Here is a 17,264-nt window from a genome sequence, read left to right as displayed (position 1 = left end):
GATGAGCACGCGCACGCCGCTGATGGCGGGCAACTGGAAGATGAACCTCAACCACCTCGAGGCCATCGCCCACGTCCAGAAGCTCGCTTTCGCCCTGGCCGACAAGGACTACGAGGCCGTAGAGGTCGCCGTCCTGCCGCCCTTCACCGACCTGCGCTCCGTGCAGACCTTGGTCGACGGCGACAAGCTGAAGATCAAGTACGGCGCCCAGGACCTGTCCGCGCAGGACTCCGGCGCCTACACCGGCGAGATCTCCGGTGCGATGCTGGCCAAGCTGAAGTGCACGTACGTGGCCGTCGGCCACTCCGAGCGCCGCCAGTACCACAACGAGACCGACGAGATCGTCAACGCCAAGGTCAAGGCCGCCTACAAGCACGGCCTGACCCCGATCCTGTGCGTCGGCGAGGAGCTGGACGTCCGCGAGGCGGGCAACCACGTCAGCCACACCCTCGCCCAGGTCGAGGGCGGTCTGAAGGACCTCCCGGCCGAGCAGGCCGAGACCGTCGTGATCGCCTACGAGCCCGTGTGGGCCATCGGCACCGGCAAGGTCTGCGGCGCCGAGGACGCCCAGGAGGTCTGCGCCGCCATCCGCGCCAAGCTCGCCGAGCTGTACACCCAGGAGCTGGCCGACAAGGTCCGCATCCAGTACGGCGGCTCGGTCAAGTCCGGCAACGTCGCCGAGATCATGGCGCAGGCCGACATCGACGGCGCGCTGGTCGGCGGCGCCTCGCTCGACGCCGACGAGTTCGTCAAGATCGTGCGCTTCCGCGACCAGTAAGTATGCGGTAGCGGCGATCCGTCGTACCCTTGCGGGGGCACAGCCCGGTGGCTGTGCCCCTGTCGTCCATCCAGATCCGAGGAAGTTGGTCCAGCCGTGGTTATGGGGTTCTCGATCGCCCTGATCGTGTTCAGCGGTCTGCTGATGCTGCTGGTGCTGATGCACAAGGGCAAGGGCGGCGGCCTCTCCGACATGTTCGGTGGCGGCATGCAGTCGTCCGTCGGCGGCTCCTCGGTCGCCGAGCGCAACCTCGACCGGATCACCGTCGTGGTCGGTCTGCTCTGGTTCGCGTGCATTGTCGTGCTCGCCCTTCTGATGAAGGTGAACAACTGACCGGCACGCACAATCCGTACGTAAGGCCCCATGTTCGGTACGCGCAGCTGAGCGCCGCCTATCATGGGCCTTGCGTCTAGATGTGGGAGCTGTAACTCCAACCACTGGACGCGCGTTGGGCCTTACGTAGACTGAGGCGCTCGCAACGAAGCGAAACGCCGACTCGCTTCGCGGCACCATCACGCAGGGAGTTACGACCGTGGCAAGTGGCAACGCGATCCGAGGAAGCCGGGTCGGGGCGGGGCCGATGGGCGAGGCCGAGCGTGGCGAGTCCGCGCCCCGGCTGCGCATCTCCTTCTGGTGCTCCAACGGGCACGAGACCCAGCCCAGCTTCGCCAGCGACGCGCAGGTTCCCGACACCTGGGACTGCCCGCGCTGCGGCTTCCCCGCAGGGCAGGACCGGGACAACCCGCCGGACCCGCCGCGCACCGAGCCGTACAAGACGCACCTGGCGTATGTACGGGAGCGGCGCAGCGACGCGGACGGCGAGGCGATTCTCGCCGAGGCGCTCGCCAAACTGCGCGGCGAGATCTAGGAGTCGATGAACGGCCAGGCACCGGACGGTGCCTGGCCGAAGCGGTTTCACGGCCGCCTTCTTCGTGCTGTCGGTCATCGCGCTGATACCCGTGCTGATCAATTAGGTTGGGAACAGCGGGGACAGGGACGAAAGAAGGCTGAAGTCCGAGATGAACCAAGACGGCCGTACCAGGCTCAACCAGACGCCCGAGTGGACCGCTCTGGCCAAGCATCGCGAGGAACTCGGCGAGGTCGCCCTGCGCGACATCTTCGCCGCCGACCCCGGCCGCGGCACCGGCTACACGCTCCAGGTCGGCGATCTGTACATCGACTACTCCAAGCACCTCGTCACCGACGAGACGCTGCGCCTGCTGCGTGAGCTGGCCGCCGCCACCGATGTGTTCGGGCTGCGCGACGCGATGTTCCGCGGCGAGAAGATCAACGTCACCGAGGACCGGGCGGTGCTGCACACCGCGCTGCGCGCCCCGCGGGACGCGGTCATCGAGGTCGACGGCGAGAACGTCGTGCCGGGTGTGCACGCCGTCCTGGACCGGATGAGCGACTTCGCCGACCGGGTCCGCTCCGGCGCCTGGACCGGACACACCGGCAAGCGGATCAGGAACGTCGTCAACATCGGCATCGGCGGCTCCGACCTCGGCCCGGCGATGGCGTACGAGGTGCTGCGCGCGTTCACCGACCGCGAGCTGACGGTCCGGTTCGTGTCCAATGTCGACGGCGCCGACCTGCACGAGGCCACCCGCGACCTGGACCCGGCGGAGACGCTGTTCGTCATCGCCTCCAAGACCTTCACCACCATCGAGACGATCACCAACGCCACCTCGGCGCGCAACTGGCTGCTGGGCGAACTGAACGCCGGGCAGGAAGCGGTCGCCCAGCACTTCGTGGCGCTGTCGACGAACACCGAGAAGGTGGCGGAGTTCGGCATCGACACCGCGAACATGTTCGAGTTCTGGGACTGGGTCGGCGGACGCTACTCCTACGACTCGGCGATCGGCCTCTCCCTGATGATCGCCATCGGCCCGGACCGCTTCCGGGAGATGCTCGACGGCTTCCGGCTGGTCGACGAGCACTTCAGGACCGCCCCCGCCGAGTCCAATGTGCCGCTGCTGCTGGGCCTGCTGGGCATCTGGTACGGCAACTTCCATGACGCCCAATCGCATGCCGTGCTGCCCTACAGCCACTACCTGTCCAAGTTCACCGCCTACCTCCAGCAGCTCGACATGGAGTCCAACGGCAAGTACGTCGGCCGGGACGGGCGGCCCGTGGACTGGCAGACCGGGCCGGTGGTGTGGGGCACGCCCGGCACCAACGGGCAGCACGCCTACTACCAGCTGATCCACCAGGGCACCAAGCTGATCCCGGCGGACTTCATCGGCTTCGCCGAGCCGGTCGCCGAACTGAGCGAGGAACTGAAGGCGCAGCACGACCTGTTGATGGCGAACTTCTTCGCCCAGACCCAGGCGCTGGCCTTCGGCAAGACTCCCGAGGAGGTGCGTGCGGAGGGGGTGCCGGAGGAACTGGTCAGCCACAAGACCTTCCAGGGCAACCACCCGACCACCACGATCCTCGCCCGGCAACTGACCCCGTCGGTGCTCGGCCAGCTGATCGCCCTCTACGAGCACAAGGTGTTCGTGCAGGGCGCGGTGTGGAACATCGACTCCTTCGACCAGTGGGGCGTCGAACTCGGCAAGGTCCTCGCCAAGCGCGTCGAGCCCGCCCTCACCGAGGGCGCCGACGTCCCCGGTCTGGACGCCTCCTCCCAGGCACTGGTCGCCAAGTACCGGGAACTGCGCGGACGCTGAGCCGGAAAGCGGGCGGCGGAGCGTCGCCCGCTTCGACTAGACTCCCCCGACGATCAAGGAGACGATCACTCGGGGGAGTGCAAGTTGACCAGTCCTCAAGGGAGTTGGACCGGCGGCACGCTGACCGCGCGGGACTTTCTGAAGCCGCAGCGGGTGGCGCGGGCGATGTTCCACCCGCGATGGATACCGGCCTCGCTCGATGCGTCCGTCGAGACCCTCAAGCGGATCAGGATCATCGCCGGGGCGGTCGCGGCGGTGGGCGTCTACACCTTCGTCGAGGGCGGGTTCGCCTTCGACGAGATCCTGGAGAACGCGCTGACCGCGTCCGCGGTGCTGCTGCTGATCACGCCGCTCACGGTAGGCGTGATGCTCTACCGCTGGCGGCGCGCGGGCAACTGGCGGCTGGTGCGGCAGCCGTTGATGAACTCGCTGAAACTGCTGTTGCTGTTCATCGGCTCGGTCGTCACGACGGTGCTGCTGTTCCAGCTGTCCACGGCGATCGGGGGCCTCGCGATGCTGCCGTTCGGCCTCGCGGCGCTGTGGATGACCGGCTTCGTCGCCGCGGGCGCCTTCCGGGTCTCCGGCAACTTCTTCGGCACGGCCGCGGTACACCGGTGTCTGCCGCCGCTGCTCGCCACGGTGACGACCTGGCTGATGGCCCTTCCCGATCTCCTCACGGGTGATCTGCACGGCCTCGGCCTGGCGATGGGCATCCTGTTCATCCTGGGGGCGCCGGTGACCGTCACGAGCATCGCGCTGCTGGAGCTGGGGCGGCTGAAGCGGTACTACGGCATACGGCTGGACGCGCATCCGGCGACCCTGCCCACGGTGCTTCCGCCGATGCCGTCGGCTCCGCCGCCGTACGTTCCTCCGCAGGGCCATCCGTACCGGCCCTACGGGGTGTGACGGCCCTCGGGGTGCGTCAGGCCACGGCGCTCAAGGTGTCCGTCAGCCGGCGCCGGGCGCCGAACTCTTCGGCCGGCTGGGGCTGTTCGGCACGATTCCCGGCGTGGTGCTCTTCCACGTCGCCTACGGGCTGCCGTTCGCGGTGTTCCTGCTGCGGAACTACTTCGCGGAGATGCCCAAGGAGATGCTGGAGGCCGCGCGGATGGACGGCGGCGGGGAGTGGCGGATCTTCACCCGGCTCGTCCTGCCGGTCGGCCGGCCCGCGATCGCCAGCCTCGCCATCTTCCAGTTCCTGTGGGTGTGGAACGACATGCTGGTCGCCCTGCTCTTCGCGGACAGCTCGTCCCAGCCGCTGACCGTGGCACTGCAGTCCCAGATCCGGCAGTTCGGCACCTTCCAGCGGCACTTCGTGCAGGGAGTCATGGCCGGGTCGGTGAAGTAGGAGGAGCGGTGGGGGAGTTGCCTCCCCCACCGCTCTTCGTCCTTCCCCCGCCGCTCTTCGGCCTACGCGGAGGCCGGCGGGTACAGCGACCGCGGGAGCCGGCCGGCCGCCGCCGTGTCCAGCAGCCACAGGGTGCGCTGCCTGCCGTGCGCGCCCGCCGCCGGGGCCTGGACCTCGCCCGCGCCCGACAGGGCGATGGCCGCGGCCTGGGCCTTGTCCTCGCCGGCCGCCAGCAGCCACACCTCACGGGCCGCCCGGATCGCCGGGAGGGTGAGGGTGATCCGGGTCGGCGGGGGCTTGGGCGCGCCGTGCACGCCGACCACCGTCCGCTCGGTCTCGCGGACCGCTGGCAGCTCCGGGAACAGCGACGCCACATGCGTGTCCGGCCCGACGCCCAGCATCAGGACGTCGAACGTCGGAACCGCGCCGTGGTTCTCGGGGCCTGCCGCGCGGGCCAGTTCGGCGGCGTAGGCGGCCGCCGCCGCGTCCGCGTCGGCGCCGTACGGGCCGTCCGAGGCGGGCATCGCGTGCACCCGCTCGGGGGCCAGGGGCACCGAGTCCAGCAGGGCCTCGCGGGCCTGCGTGACATTGCGCTCCGGATCCCCCTCGGGCAGGAACCGCTCGTCACCCCACCACAGGTCCAGGCGCCCCCAGTCGATGGCGTCCCGGGCCGGGGCCGCCGCCAGCGCGGCCAGCACGCCGTTGCCGTTGCGGCCCCCGGTGAGGACCACCGACGCGGAGCCCCGGGAGGTCTGGGCGTCCACGATCTTCGTGATCAGCCGGGCCGCCGCGGCCTGCGCCATCAGCTCCTTGTCGTGGTGCACGACCAGCTGCGGAGTGCTCACTTCGCCGTCGCCTTCTTCGCGGGGGCCTTCTTCGCCGGAGCCTTCTTCGCGGCCTTCTTGGCGGGGGCCTTCGCGGCCTCCTCCACGGGCGTCTCCACCGCGACGGGCCCCTCTTCGGCCACCGCCTTCTCGGCCTCCGCGTTCAGCCGCTCCACCCCGAACTTCAGCGCCGAGGCGTAGGTGTCGTCCGGGTCGAGCCGCCGCAGCTCCTCCGCGATCAGCTCGGCCGTGTCCCGCCGCTTCAGCGCCACCGCACGGTCGGGCTGGCCCTCGATGGACAGCGTCGCCAGCGAGCCGTCCGCCCGGTCCAGCACGATCGGACCGCAGTCGGTGGCCATCCGCACCGCCGTCAGACCGGGACCCGCCGACAGCGACCGCTTCACGGGGACGTCGAGCCGGTCCGCGAGCCACATCGCCAGCAGCTCACAGCTCGGGTTGAACTCCTCGCCCTCCACCTCGACGCCCTTGACCTCGCACGCGACCTGGTCCAGCGCCGCGGCCAGCATCGAGCGCCAGGGCGTGATGCGGGTCCACGACAGGTCCGTGTCACCGGGGGTGTACGCGCCGGCCCGGGCCTCAAGGTCCCGCACCGGCTGCTCGGAGGCGTAGGTGTCGGTCACCCGGCGCTGGGCCAGGGCGCCCAGCGGGTCGCTGGCCGGGTCCAGCGGCGCGTTCACCGGCCACCAGACCACGACCGGCGCGTCCGGCAGCAGCAGCGGCAGGACCACCGACTGGGCGTGGCCGACGACATCGCCGTACAGCCGCAGCACGATCGTCTCGCCGGTGCCCGCGTCCGCGCCCACCCGCACCTCGGCGTCCAGCCGGGACTTCGTGCGGTCCCGGGGGGAACGCGAGACGCGCTTGATGACCACGAGCGTGCGCGAGGGATGCTCGCGCGAGGCGTCGTTGGCGGCCTTGAGCGCGTCGTACGCGTTCTCCTCGTCCGTCACGATGACCAGCGTCAGCACCATGCCCACGGCAGGCGTGCCGATGGCCCGGCGGCTCTGGACGAGGGCCTTGTTTATCTTGCTGGCCGTGGTGTCCGTCAGGTCTGTCTTCATGGCCGGCGCCAGCTCCGTCCGTCTCGCTCGAGCATCTCGTCCGCCTCGACGGGCCCCCAGGTACCGGCCGGGTACTGGGCCGGAGTGCCGTTCTTGTCCCAGTACTCCTCGATCGGGTCGAGGATCTTCCAGGACAGCTCGACCTCCTCCGTGCGCGGGAAGAGGTTCGAGTCGCCGAGCAGGACGTCCAGGATGAGGCGCTCGTACGCCTCCGGGCTGGACTCCGTGAACGACTCGCCGTAGGCGAAGTCCATGGACACGTCCCGGATCTCCATGGAGGTGCCGGGCACCTTGGAGCCGAAGCGGACCGTGACGCCCTCGTCCGGCTGGACGCGGATCACGATCGCGTTCTTGCCGAGTTCCTCCGTCGCCGTGTGGTCGAAGGGGGAGTGCGGCGCCCGCTGGAAGACCACCGCGATCTCGGTGACCCGGCGGCCGAGGCGCTTGCCGGTGCGCAGGTAGAAGGGGACGCCCGCCCAGCGGCGGTTGTCGACCTCCAGCTTGACCGCGGCGTAGGTGTCGGTCTTCGACTTGGCGTCGATGCCCTCCTCCTGGAGGTAGCCGACCGCCTTGGCGCCGCCCTGCCAGCCGGCCGCGTACTGCGCGAACACGGTGTCCCGGCCCAGGTCCTTCGGCAGCCGTACGGCACCGAGCACCTTGGTCTTCTCGGCGGCCAGCGCGTCCGCGTCGAAGGAGGCGGGCTCCTCCATGGCCGTCAGGGCCATCAGCTGGAGCAGGTGGTTCTGGATGACGTCACGGGCGGCGCCGATGCCGTCGTAGTAGCCCGCCCGGCCGCCGATGCCGATGTCCTCGGCCATCGTGATCTGCACATGGTCCACGAAGGACCGGTTCCAGATCGGCTCGAACATCGTGTTGGCGAAGCGCAGCGCCAGGATGTTCTGGACGGTCTCCTTGCCCAGGTAGTGGTCGATGCGGAAGACCTGGTCCGGGGCGAAGACCTCGTGCACGACCTTGTTGAGCTCCTCGGCCGACTTCAGGTCGTGGCCGAAGGGCTTCTCGATGACCGCGCGGCGCCAGGAGCCGCCGGTCTGGTCGGCGAGGCCGTGCTTCTTCAGCTGCTGGATGACCACCGGGAAGGAGCGCGGCGGCACCGACAGGTAGAAGGCGAAGTTGCCGCCCGTGCCCTGCTGCTTGTCCAGCTCCTGGATGGTGTCGCGCAGCCGCTCGAAGGCGTCGTCGTCGTCGAAGGTGCCCTGGACGAACCGCATGCCCTGGATGAGCTGGTGCCAGACCTCCTCGCGGAAGGGGGTCCGGGCATGCTCCTTGACCGCGTCGTGGACCTCCTGGGCGAAGTCCTCGTGCTGCCACTCGCGCCGGGCGAAACCGACCAGCGAGAAGCCCGGCGGCAGCAGACCCCGGTTCGCGAGGTCGTACACGGCGGGCATGAGCTTCTTTCGTGACAAATCGCCCGTGACGCCGAAGATGACCAGGCCCGACGGCCCCGCGATACGCGGGAGCCGTCGGTCTGCGGGGTCACGCAGCGGGTTGCTGCTCGACAAGATGTCAGCCCTCCGAGGGGGCGAGGCGCTGAAGCTCCGCCTCGGTCGACTTCAGCAGGTCGTTCCAGGACGCCTCGAACTTCTCGACGCCCTCTTCCTCCAGCAGCTGCACCACCTCGTCGTACGAGATCCCGAGCTTCTCGACGGCGTCGAGTTCGGCGCGGGCCTGCTCGTAGGTGCCGGCGACGGCGTTGCCGCGGATCTGGCCACCCTCCTCGGTGGCCTGGAGCGTGGCCTCCGGCATGGTGTTCACCGTGTTCGGCGCGACCAGCTCGTCGACGTACAGGGTCGGCTTGTAGGCCGGGTCCTTCACGCCGGTGGAGGCCCACAGCGGACGCTGCTTGTTGGCGCCCGCCTTCTCCAGCGCCAGCCAGCGGTCCGAGGAGAAGACCTCCTCGTACGCCTGGTAGGCGAGCCGGGCGTTGGCGACGCCGGCCTTGCCGCGGGCGGCCTTGGCCTCGTCGGTGCCGAGCGCGTCCAGCCGCTTGTCGATCTCGGTGTCCACGCGGGACACGAAGAAGGAGGCCACCGAGTGGATCAGGGAGAGGTCCAGACCCCTCTCCTTGGCCTTCTCCAGGCCCGACAGGTAGGCGTCCATGACCTGGCGGTAGCGCTCCAGCGAGAAGATCAGCGTGACGTTGACGCTGATGCCCAGGCCGATCACCTCGGTGATGGCCGGCAGCCCGCCCATCGTGGCCGGGATCTTGATCAGCGTGTTGGGCCGGTCCACCAGCCAGGCCAGCTGCTTGGCCTCGGCGACCGTCGGCTTCGTGTGGTGGGCCAGACGCGGGTCGACCTCGATCGACACGCGGCCGTCCTGGCCGTTCGTGGCGTCGAAGACCGGGCGCAGGATGTCGGCGGCGTCGCGGACGTCCGCCGTGGTGATCATGCGGACGGCCTCTTCGACGGTCACCTTGCGGGCGGCGAGGTCCGACAGCTGCTGGTCGTAGCCGTCGCCCTGCGAGATGGCCTTCTGGAAGATGGACGGGTTGGTGGTGACGCCCACGACGTGCTGCTGGTCGATCAGCTCGGCGAGGTTGCCGGACGTGATCCGCTTGCGCGACAGGTCGTCCAGCCAGATCGCGACGCCCTCCTCGGAGAGGCGCTTGAGTGCGTCTGTCATGGAATTACATCTCCTACGTGTCGTATGTGAGCGTCAGCGCTGGGCGGAAGCGAGGGATTCCCGCGCCTTCGCGGCCACGTTCTCCGCAGTGAAGCCGTACTCCTCGAAAAGGACCTTGCCGTCGGCCGAAGCACCGAAGTGCTCCAGGGAAACGATCCGACCGGCGTCCCCGACGTACTGGTGCCAGGTGAGCCCGATGCCGGCCTCGACCGCGACACGCGCCCTGACCGCGGGGGGCAGAACGCTGTCCCGGTACCCCTGGTCCTGCTCCTCGAACCACTCCACGCACGGCATCGACACGACCCGCGTCGGCACCCCGTCGGCCTCGAGCCGCTCGCGCGCCCCGACAGCCACGTGCACCTCGGAACCGGTCGCGATCAGGATCACCTCGGGCGTCCCGGTCGAGGCCTCGAACAGGACGTAACCGCCCTTGGCGGCGTCCTCGTCGGGCTCGTACGTCGGCACGCCCTGGCGGGTCAGCGCCAGCCCGTGCGGGGCACCCTTGCCGAAGACCTTCGTGTACCGCTTGAGGATCTCTCGCCAGGCGATGGCGGTCTCGTTGGCGTCGGCCGGGCGGACCACGTTCAGACCCGGGATGGCGCGCAGCGAGGCCAGGTGCTCGACCGGCTGGTGGGTGGGGCCGTCCTCGCCGAGACCGATGGAGTCGTGCGTCCACACGTACGTCACCGGCAGGTGCATCAGGGCCGACAGACGTACGGCGTTGCGCATGTAGTCGGAGAACACCAGGAAGGTGCCGCCGTAGACGCGGGTGTTGCCGTGCAGCGTGATGCCGTTCATCTCCGCGGCCATGGAGTGCTCGCGGATACCGAAGTGGATCGTGCGGCCGTACGGGTTCGCCTCCGGCAGCGGGTTGCCCGCCGGGAGGAACGACGACGTCTTGTCGATCGTCGTGTTGTTGGAGCCCGCCAGGTCGGCCGAGCCGCCCCACAGCTCCGGGAGCACCGGGCCGAGCGCCTGGAGCACCTTGCCGGACGCGGCACGGGTGGCGACACCCTTGCCGGGCTCGAACACCGGGATCGCCGACTCCCAGCCCGCGGGCAGCTCGCCCTTGCTGATGCGGTCGAACTCGGCGGCGCGCTCGGGGTTGCTGTTGCGCCACTCCTGGAAGGACTTCTCCCACTCCGCCTTGGCCTGACGGCCGCGCTCCAGCGCCTGGCGGGTGTGGTCGATCACCTCGTCGGTGACCTCGAAGCTCTGCTCCGGGTCGAAGCCGAGGACGCGCTTGGTGGCCGCGACCTCGTCGTCGCCGAGCGCCGAGCCGTGCGCGGCCTCGGTGTTCTGGGCGTTCGGGGCCGGCCAGGCGATGATCGAGCGCATCGCGATGAACGACGGCCGGTCCGTGACGGCCTTGGCCTGCTGGATCGCGGCGTAGAGGGCGGCCGGGTCGAGGTCGCCGTTGGCCTGCGGCTCGACGCGCTGCACATGCCAGCCGTAGGCCTCGTAGCGCTTGACGGTGTCCTCGGAGACGGCCGTCTCGGTGTCGCCCTCGATCGAGATGTGGTTGTCGTCCCACAGCAGGATCAGGTTGCCCAGCTGCTGGTGGCCGGCGAGCGAGGACGCCTCGGCGGAGATGCCCTCCTGGAGGCAGCCGTCACCGGCGATGCAGTAGATGTAGTGGTCGAACGGCGACTCACCGGCGGGAGCCTCCGGGTCGAACAGACCGCGCTCGTAACGGGCGGCCATCGCCATGCCCACCGCGTTGGCGACACCCTGGCCGAGCGGGCCGGTGGTGGTCTCCACGCCCGTGGTGTGGCCGTACTCCGGGTGACCGGGGGTCTTCGAGCCCCACGTCCTGAAGGACTTCAGGTCGTCCAGCTCCAGGCCGAAGCCGGCCAGGTACAGCTGGGTGTAGAGGGTCAGGGACGAGTGGCCCGCGGACAGCACGAAGCGGTCCCGGGCGACCCAGTCGGCGTCCGCCGGGTCATGCCGCATCACCTTCTGGAAGAGGGTGTACGCGGCGGGCGCAAGGCTCATCGCCGTACCGGGATGGCCGTTGCCGACCTTCTGTACGGCGTCGGCGGCCAGGACGCGGGCGGTGTCCACGGCCCGCTGGTCCAGCTCGGTCCACTCGAGGTCTGTGGTGGTCGGCTTGGTGCTCACCCTGGGTCAGGGCTCCTCTCCACATGTCACGCATGTCGAATTGCCGGTGCACGGGGCGCCCCGGCCGTTGTCGAGCCTACCCCCGTATGTACGTGCGTTTTTTCGAGTCATTCCAGACTGCCGGGACTCGTCGGCATCCGCCTCCCGACTGGTCCGTACCGCGTTCGGCAAGTGAATACGAAGCCGCTCGAACGAGTGCTCAATCGAGTGCCGGCCGGCTCTTCCAGCGGGGCGTGCCAACACGAGGCCACCCCCGCGAATGCCGGGGTCTGGGCAACGTCTACAGTGGCGTGGTACGCGCGAGCCTTTACCGGGACTTCACACCGCGAGGCTTGCTGGGATGTCTCTGTCAGGGGTGTGCGTGACGGCCGTTGAATCCCGTCCAGCGGGGATTATCGGGGCGAGCCAGAGCCCGAGCCGGCGGCCGATCGGGGCCCGGGTCAAGGCGTTCGTGGCGCTGACCAAGCCGCGGATCATCGAACTGCTGCTGATCACCACCGTGCCGGTGATGTTCCTGGCGCAGCAGGGCGTGCCCGATCTCGGCCTCGTCCTCCTGACCTGCCTCGGCGGCTATCTCTCCGCGGGCGGCGCCAACGCGCTCAACATGTACATCGACCGCGACATCGACGCCCTCATGGACCGCACCTCGCAGCGCCCCCTGGTCACCGGCATGGTCAGCCCGCGCGAGTGCCTGGCCTTCGGCATCACCCTGGCGGTCGTCTCCACGCTGCTGTTCGGCCTGACCGTCAACTGGCTGAGCGCCTGGCTCGCCCTCGGCGCGCTCCTCTTCTACGTCGTCGTCTACACGATGATCCTCAAGCGCCGCACCTCGCAGAACATCGTGTGGGGCGGCATCGCGGGCTGCATGCCGGTGCTGATCGGCTGGTCCGCCGTCACGAACTCGCTGTCGTGGGCGCCGGTCGTGCTGTTCCTCGTCATGTTCTTCTGGACGCCCCCGCACTACTGGCCGCTGTCGATGAAGGTGCGCGAGGACTACGCGCGCGTGGGCGTGCCGATGCTCCCCGTCGTCGCCTCCAACAAGACCGTCGCCAAGCAGATCGTGCTCTACAGCTGGGTCATGGTCGCGGTCTCGCTGCTGCTGACCCCGCTCGGCTACACGGGCTGGTTCTACACGCTGGTCGCCCTGGTGGCGGGCGGCTGGTGGCTGTGGGAGGCACACGCCCTGCAGAACCGGGCGAAGGCCGAGGTGACGGGCGCGAAGCTGAAGGAGATGCGGCTGTTCCACTGGTCCATCACCTATGTCTCGCTGCTGTTCGTGGCCGTCGCGGTGGACCCCTTCCTGAGGTAAGGGTCACTCCGCCCCGGGATCGCCCTTTGATCTACTCGTCGGTAGCATCCTGGCCATGGCAGACACGCAAGCGGTTGACGCGAAGGCCGAGCGCCGGGCGGCCAAGCTGGCCAAGCAGATCGGCGCCTTCTCCAAGGCACACGGCGGCGCCGAGGGCCAGGTGGCCTATCTCGGTGAGCGCGGCGCCCGGATCGTCCTCGTCGGCGAGGACGGCACCTGGGGCGACCTGGTGGCCCCGACGTACGCGATCGCCGAACAGGCGGTGAAGCAGGCCGGCATCACTGTTCACGAACAGTTCGACGGCGAGTTCGCGGCGAAGGTCAGGACGGGGCCGTACGAGTGGTCCCGGATGGCCGGAATCCAGGTCGGCGGACCGAAGAACGGCTGAGTAACTCCCTCAGGGGCGCGGGGAACTGCGCGACCAGCCACCGGTCGGCCCGCAGCCGACGAACAACGCGCACACCCCAAACCCTGACCCCGGTTCACCCGTTAAGCCCTGTAAAGGGTCCACACACGGGAGTCCGGATGATCGAAACGCCGTCCCTAGTGGACCAGTACTGCCACGGAGTGCTCCGCACCGAGCTGGGCCTCGGCACCTTCGAGGCCCGACTCGCCCGCACCGAGGGCCCGCCGGCCCCCGGCACGACCCTCTTCGACACGCAGACCGGTTTCGCCGTACGGCGCTGGTGCCCCCCGCTGCTCGGCCTGGAACCGCACTGCCCGCCCGCCCGCTATCTCGCCCGGCGCCGTGAACTGGGCGTCCTGGAGGCGGGCCGGCGACTGCTGCGCGGCAGCGGCATCACCACGTACCTGGTCGACACCGGCGTCCCCGGCGACCTCACCGGACCCGACGAACTGGCCAGCACCGGGGCCGCGCGGGCACACGAGATCGTCCGCCTGGAACTCCTCGCGGAACAGGTCGCCGACACCTCGGGAACCGTCGAGTCCTTCCTGGCCAACCTCGCCGAATCGGTGCACGGCGCCGCCGCGCACGCGGTCGCCTTCACGTCGGTCGCGGGCGTACGGCACGGCCTCGCGCTGGCGCCGGAGCCGCCGGGGCCCGGCGAGGTGCGCGGCGCGGCGGGGCGCTGGCTGGCCGCCCGCCGGGTGGGCGGCGAGGTGACCGACCCGGTGCTGCTGCGGCACCTGCTGTGGAGCGCGGTGGCCTCGGGGCTGCCGCTCCAGCTGCACGCGGGCCTGGGCGAGCCGGGCCTGCGCATCGACCGTACGGATCCGGTGCTGCTCACGGGCTTCGTGCGCGCCACGGCGGGCCTCGGCACGGACCTGGTCCTGCTGCACAGCTACCCGTACCACCGGCACGCCGCCCACCTGGCCGGCGTCTTCCCCCATGTCTACGCCGACTCGGGCGCCGCCCTGGTCCGCACCGGCGCCCGCACGGCGACCGTCCTCGCGGAGATCCTGGAACTCGCCCCCTTCGGCAAGATCCTCTTCTCCAGCGGCGGCCAGGAACTCCCGGAACTCCACGTCGTGGGCGCCCGCCTCTTCCGCGAGGCCCTCGCCCGGGTCCTCGGCACCTGGGTCGCGGACGACGCCTGGTCCCTGGCGGACGCCCAGCGCGTGGCGGGCCTGATCGCGGCGGGGAACGCCCGGCGGGTGTACGGGCTGGACTGATCGCGCCGCGGTCAGCCGGAGGCGGGTTCGAGCCGGTCGGCGAGGGCCGGGGCCGGGACGGCCGGGTCGGTGACCGGACGCTCGCGCAGCGCCAGCAGCACCCGCAGGACAGCGATCCACACCAGGCAGGAGCCGAACATGTGGAGGCCGACCAGGACCTCGGGCAGGTCCGTGAAGTACTGGACGTAGCCGACGGCACCCTGGGCCAGCAGGATCAGGAACAGGTCCCGGGTGCGGGCGGGCGGGCCCTTCGGCGCGTCGACCGCCTTGAGGACGAACCACAGGGCGAAGGTCAGGGTCACCACGATCCAGGCCAGGACCGCGTGCAGCTTGCTCACGCTCTCCCAGTCCAGCGGCATGCGCTCGACCTCGCTGGAGTCGCCCGCGTGCGGTCCCGCCCCGGTGACGACCGTGCCGACCGCGATCAGCAGCACGCTCGCCGCGACCAGGACCCAGACCAGCTGCTGCACCGCCTTGCCCACCAGCGGGCGGGGCTCGGTGTCGCCCTCCCGGGTGCGCTGCCACATCACCGTGGCGACCGCGATCAGCGCCGAGGAGAGCAGGAAGTGCGCGGCGACCGTGTACGGGTTCAGGCCGACGAGCACGACGATCCCGCCGAGAACGGCGTTGCCCATCACCACCCAGAACTGCGTCCAGCCCAGCCGGGTCAGGCTGCGCCGGTACGGCTTCTGCGCGCGGGCGGCGATGATCGCCCAGCCGACGGCCGCGCACAGCACGTACGTCAGCAGGCGGTTGCCGAACTCGATGTAGCCGTGGATGCCCATCTCGGCGGTGTTGTTGATCGAGTCCTCGGTGCACTTCGGCCAGGTGGGGCAGCCGAGCCCGGAGCCGGTCAGCCGCACCGCTCCGCCGGTGACCACGATGACCACCGACATGACGAGCGCGGCGAGCGCCGCCCGCCGGACCGTCCTGGGATCCGGGGTCCAGCGTGCGGCGATGAAGGCGAGCGGGTTGCGCACGGCCGCTACGGCGTCGGCGCGGGTCAGATTCGGCACGCGACCTATCGTAGGCCCGGGCTTGTGCACGCATTCACGAGGGGTTACTCCCAGCGGAAGAACTTCCCGGCCGCGGCCAGCCCGGCCACCGCCCACACCGCGAGGATCCCCAGGTCGGCCCAGGGCATCCCGGTGCCGTGCCGCAGCACGTCCCGCAGCCCGTCCGACAGTGCCGAGATGGGCAGCAGCGCGAGCACGTCCTGCGCCGCGTCCGGGAACCTGTCCAGCGGCACGATGACCCCGCCGCCCATGAGCAGCAGCAGGAAGACCAGGTTGGCGGCGGCGAGCGTGGCCTCCGCCGGGAGCGTGCCCGCCATCAGCAGGCCCAGGCCGGAGAAGGCGGCCGTGCCCAGGATGAGCAGGAGCACCACGGCCGCCGGATTGCCCCGCGGGTCCCAGCCGAGCGCGAAGGCGATCACCGTCACCAGGAGCACCTGGAGGACCTCGGTGACCAGGACCGACAGCGTCTTCGCCGTCATCAGGCCCCAGCGCGGCAGCGGGGAGGCGGCGAGCCGCTTCAGCACGCCGTAGCGCCGCTCGAAGCCGGTGGCGATGGCCTGGCCGGTGAACGCGGTCGACATCACCGCGAGCGCGATGATGCCGGGGGCGAGGAAGTCCACGGCCTCGCCCTCGCCGGTGTCGACGATGTCCACCGTTGAGAACAGGACCAGCAGCAGGGTCGGGATGATCACGGTGAGCAGCAGCTGCTCGCCGTTGCGCAGGAGCATCCGCGTCTCCAGCGCCGCCTGGGCCATGATCATGCGGGGGAGCGGGGCGGCCCCGGGCCTCGGTGTGTGGGTACCGGCGGTCATGAGCGCAGTTCCTTGCCTGTGAGCTCCAGGAAGACGTCTTCCAGGGTGTGCCGTTCCACCGAGATCCGGTCCGGCATCACCCCGTGCTGGGCGCACCAGGAGGTGACCGTCGCGAGCAGTTGCGGGTCGACCTTCCCGGCCACCCGGTACGAGCCCGGGGTCAGCTCGGCGGCCGTGCAGTCGGCGGGGAGCGCCTTGAGCAGGGAGCCGACGTCCAGGCCGGGGCGGCCGGAGAAGCGCAGGGTGTTCTCGGCGCCGCCGCGGCACAGCTCCTCGGGGGAGCCCTGGGCGATGACCCGGCCGGCGTCGATGATCGCCACGTCGTCGGCGAGCTGCTCGGCCTCGTCCATGTAGTGGGTGGTGAGGATGACGGAGACCCCGTCGGCGCGCAGATCGCGGACCAGGTCCCAGGTCGAGCGGCGGGCCTGCGGGTCGAGCCCCGCGGTCGGCTCGTCCAGGAACACCAGCTCGGGGCGGCCCACGACGGCCATGGCGAGCGCGAGCCGCTGCTGCTGGCCGCCGGAGAGCCGCCGGTAGGTGGTCCGGCCGCAGCCGCCCAGGCCCAGCCGCTCGATGAGGGCGTCCACGTCCAGGGGGTGGGCGTGCAGCTTCGCCACGTGGCGGAGCATCTCGTCGGCGCGGGCGCCGGAGTACACGCCGCCGGACTGGAGCATGACGCCGATCCGCGGGCGGAGTTCGGCGGACTGCCGCACCGGGTCCAGGCCCAGCACCCGTACCGTCCCGGAGTCCGGCCTGCGGTATCCCTCGCAGGTCTCGACCGTGGTCGTCTTGCCCGCGCCGTTGGGCCCCAGTACGGCGGTCACGCCCGCCCGGGCCACCAGGTCGAGGCCGTCCACCGCGGTCTTCGTGCCGTACCGCTTCACCAGGGCCCGGACCTGGACCACGGGGTCAGTTCGCATGGCTCAAGAGTCTAGTAGGGCTTGGTCAGGTCGGCTGGGGTGGTGCGTGTCCTTGGGGCCCGGTGTGGCGTTGAGAGTGTGTGACTCCGGACGAGATTGCTGCGGTG

Annotated in this window: 16 protein-coding genes and 1 pseudogene; 9 read left to right on the top strand and 8 right to left on the bottom strand. The window is 70.2% G+C overall.

Translation table 11 applies throughout. From position 1 onward, the window contains the following. Position 1 precedes the first annotated feature (1 nt). From tpiA to ACWD1Z_RS24915, 6 genes and pseudogenes are all read left to right on the top strand, one after another. Entirely contained in the window at positions 2-778 is a 777-nt protein-coding gene (gene tpiA, locus ACWD1Z_RS24940) for a triose-phosphate isomerase (RefSeq protein WP_451121804.1), read from the top strand. A 102-nt stretch (positions 779-880) separates the two neighbouring features. Beyond that, a complete protein-coding gene (secG, locus tag ACWD1Z_RS24935; protein ID WP_105869397.1) occupies positions 881-1,111 on the top strand; it encodes a preprotein translocase subunit SecG in 231 nt (76 codons plus the stop codon). A 199-nt stretch (positions 1,112-1,310) separates the two neighbouring features. Beyond that, on the top strand, positions 1,311-1,646 hold the full coding sequence (locus ACWD1Z_RS24930) for an RNA polymerase-binding protein RbpA (protein ID WP_003957010.1): 336 nt from the start codon (positions 1,311-1,313) through the stop codon (positions 1,644-1,646). Positions 1,647-1,797: 151 nt separating this feature from the next. After that, on the top strand, positions 1,798-3,450 hold the full coding sequence (gene pgi / locus ACWD1Z_RS24925; protein WP_451121803.1) for a glucose-6-phosphate isomerase: 1,653 nt from the start codon (positions 1,798-1,800) through the stop codon (positions 3,448-3,450). An 84-nt stretch (positions 3,451-3,534) separates the two neighbouring features. Further along, on the top strand, positions 3,535-4,356 hold the full coding sequence (locus ACWD1Z_RS24920) for a hypothetical protein (protein WP_451121802.1): 822 nt from the start codon (positions 3,535-3,537) through the stop codon (positions 4,354-4,356). 52 nt (positions 4,357-4,408) lie between these two features. Continuing rightward, positions 4,409-4,798 (top strand): annotated as a pseudogene (locus ACWD1Z_RS24915) (carbohydrate ABC transporter permease); the annotation flags it as partial. Positions 4,799-4,860: 62 nt separating this feature from the next. Here ACWD1Z_RS24915 and pgl read toward each other — a convergent pair. Genes pgl through tkt form a run of 5 tightly spaced genes read right to left on the bottom strand, consistent with a single transcriptional unit; the run spans position 4,861 to position 11,468 of the window. Then, complete coding sequence (gene pgl / locus ACWD1Z_RS24910) at positions 4,861-5,643, bottom strand: 6-phosphogluconolactonase (protein WP_389418712.1); 783 nt, start codon at positions 5,641-5,643, stop codon at positions 4,861-4,863. Continuing rightward, positions 5,640-6,704 carry a glucose-6-phosphate dehydrogenase assembly protein OpcA gene (gene opcA / locus ACWD1Z_RS24905; RefSeq protein WP_451121801.1) on the bottom strand — a complete coding sequence of 355 codons (1,065 nt, stop codon included), beginning with the start codon at positions 6,702-6,704 and terminating at the stop codon, positions 5,640-5,642. Before opcA ends, pgl begins: the two co-directional genes overlap by 4 nt. Continuing rightward, positions 6,701-8,224 (bottom strand): glucose-6-phosphate dehydrogenase, encoded by a 1,524-nt coding sequence (zwf, locus tag ACWD1Z_RS24900; RefSeq protein ID WP_389418714.1) that lies wholly within the window; start codon positions 8,222-8,224, stop codon positions 6,701-6,703. The genes opcA and zwf overlap by 4 nt, the downstream gene beginning before the upstream one ends. Before the next feature lie 4 nt (positions 8,225-8,228). After that, on the bottom strand, positions 8,229-9,347 hold the full coding sequence (gene tal / locus ACWD1Z_RS24895) for a transaldolase (protein ID WP_451121800.1): 1,119 nt from the start codon (positions 9,345-9,347) through the stop codon (positions 8,229-8,231). A 33-nt stretch (positions 9,348-9,380) separates the two neighbouring features. Next, positions 9,381-11,468 carry a transketolase gene (gene tkt / locus ACWD1Z_RS24890; protein ID WP_451121799.1) on the bottom strand — a complete coding sequence of 696 codons (2,088 nt, stop codon included), beginning with the start codon at positions 11,466-11,468 and terminating at the stop codon, positions 9,381-9,383. Between the two features lie 355 nt (positions 11,469-11,823). Here tkt and ACWD1Z_RS24885 point away from each other — a divergent pair, with 355 nt between their 5' ends. The 3 genes from ACWD1Z_RS24885 to ACWD1Z_RS24875 all read left to right on the top strand — a co-directional run bounded on the left by ACWD1Z_RS24885 (position 11,824) and on the right by ACWD1Z_RS24875 (position 14,409). Next, complete coding sequence (locus tag ACWD1Z_RS24885; protein ID WP_389418717.1) at positions 11,824-12,777, top strand: heme o synthase; 954 nt, start codon at positions 11,824-11,826, stop codon at positions 12,775-12,777. A 55-nt stretch (positions 12,778-12,832) separates the two neighbouring features. Further along, positions 12,833-13,165 carry a hypothetical protein gene (locus ACWD1Z_RS24880; protein ID WP_451121798.1) on the top strand — a complete coding sequence of 111 codons (333 nt, stop codon included), beginning with the start codon at positions 12,833-12,835 and terminating at the stop codon, positions 13,163-13,165. Between the two features lie 137 nt (positions 13,166-13,302). Then, positions 13,303-14,409 (top strand): amidohydrolase family protein, encoded by a 1,107-nt coding sequence (locus ACWD1Z_RS24875; RefSeq protein WP_451121797.1) that lies wholly within the window; start codon positions 13,303-13,305, stop codon positions 14,407-14,409. An 11-nt stretch (positions 14,410-14,420) separates the two neighbouring features. Here ACWD1Z_RS24875 and ACWD1Z_RS24870 read toward each other — a convergent pair whose 3' ends face one another. Genes ACWD1Z_RS24870 through ACWD1Z_RS24860 form a run of 3 tightly spaced genes read right to left on the bottom strand, consistent with a single transcriptional unit; the run spans position 14,421 to position 17,157 of the window. Next, positions 14,421-15,416 carry a COX15/CtaA family protein gene (locus tag ACWD1Z_RS24870; RefSeq protein ID WP_451121936.1) on the bottom strand — a complete coding sequence of 332 codons (996 nt, stop codon included), beginning with the start codon at positions 15,414-15,416 and terminating at the stop codon, positions 14,421-14,423. Positions 15,417-15,469: 53 nt separating this feature from the next. Beyond that, positions 15,470-16,237, bottom strand: a complete 768-nt coding sequence (locus ACWD1Z_RS24865) for an ABC transporter permease (protein ID WP_451121796.1) — start codon at positions 16,235-16,237, stop codon at positions 15,470-15,472. Further along, complete coding sequence (locus ACWD1Z_RS24860; RefSeq protein WP_451121795.1) at positions 16,234-17,157, bottom strand: ABC transporter ATP-binding protein; 924 nt, start codon at positions 17,155-17,157, stop codon at positions 16,234-16,236. Before ACWD1Z_RS24860 ends, ACWD1Z_RS24865 begins: the two co-directional genes overlap by 4 nt. Between the last annotated feature and the right edge of the window lie 107 nt (positions 17,158-17,264).

The organism is Streptomyces sp. NPDC002784 (assembly GCF_053592135.1).
The sequence above is the reverse complement of the archived record's forward strand: the minus strand, read 5'-3'. Positions and strand labels throughout refer to the sequence as shown.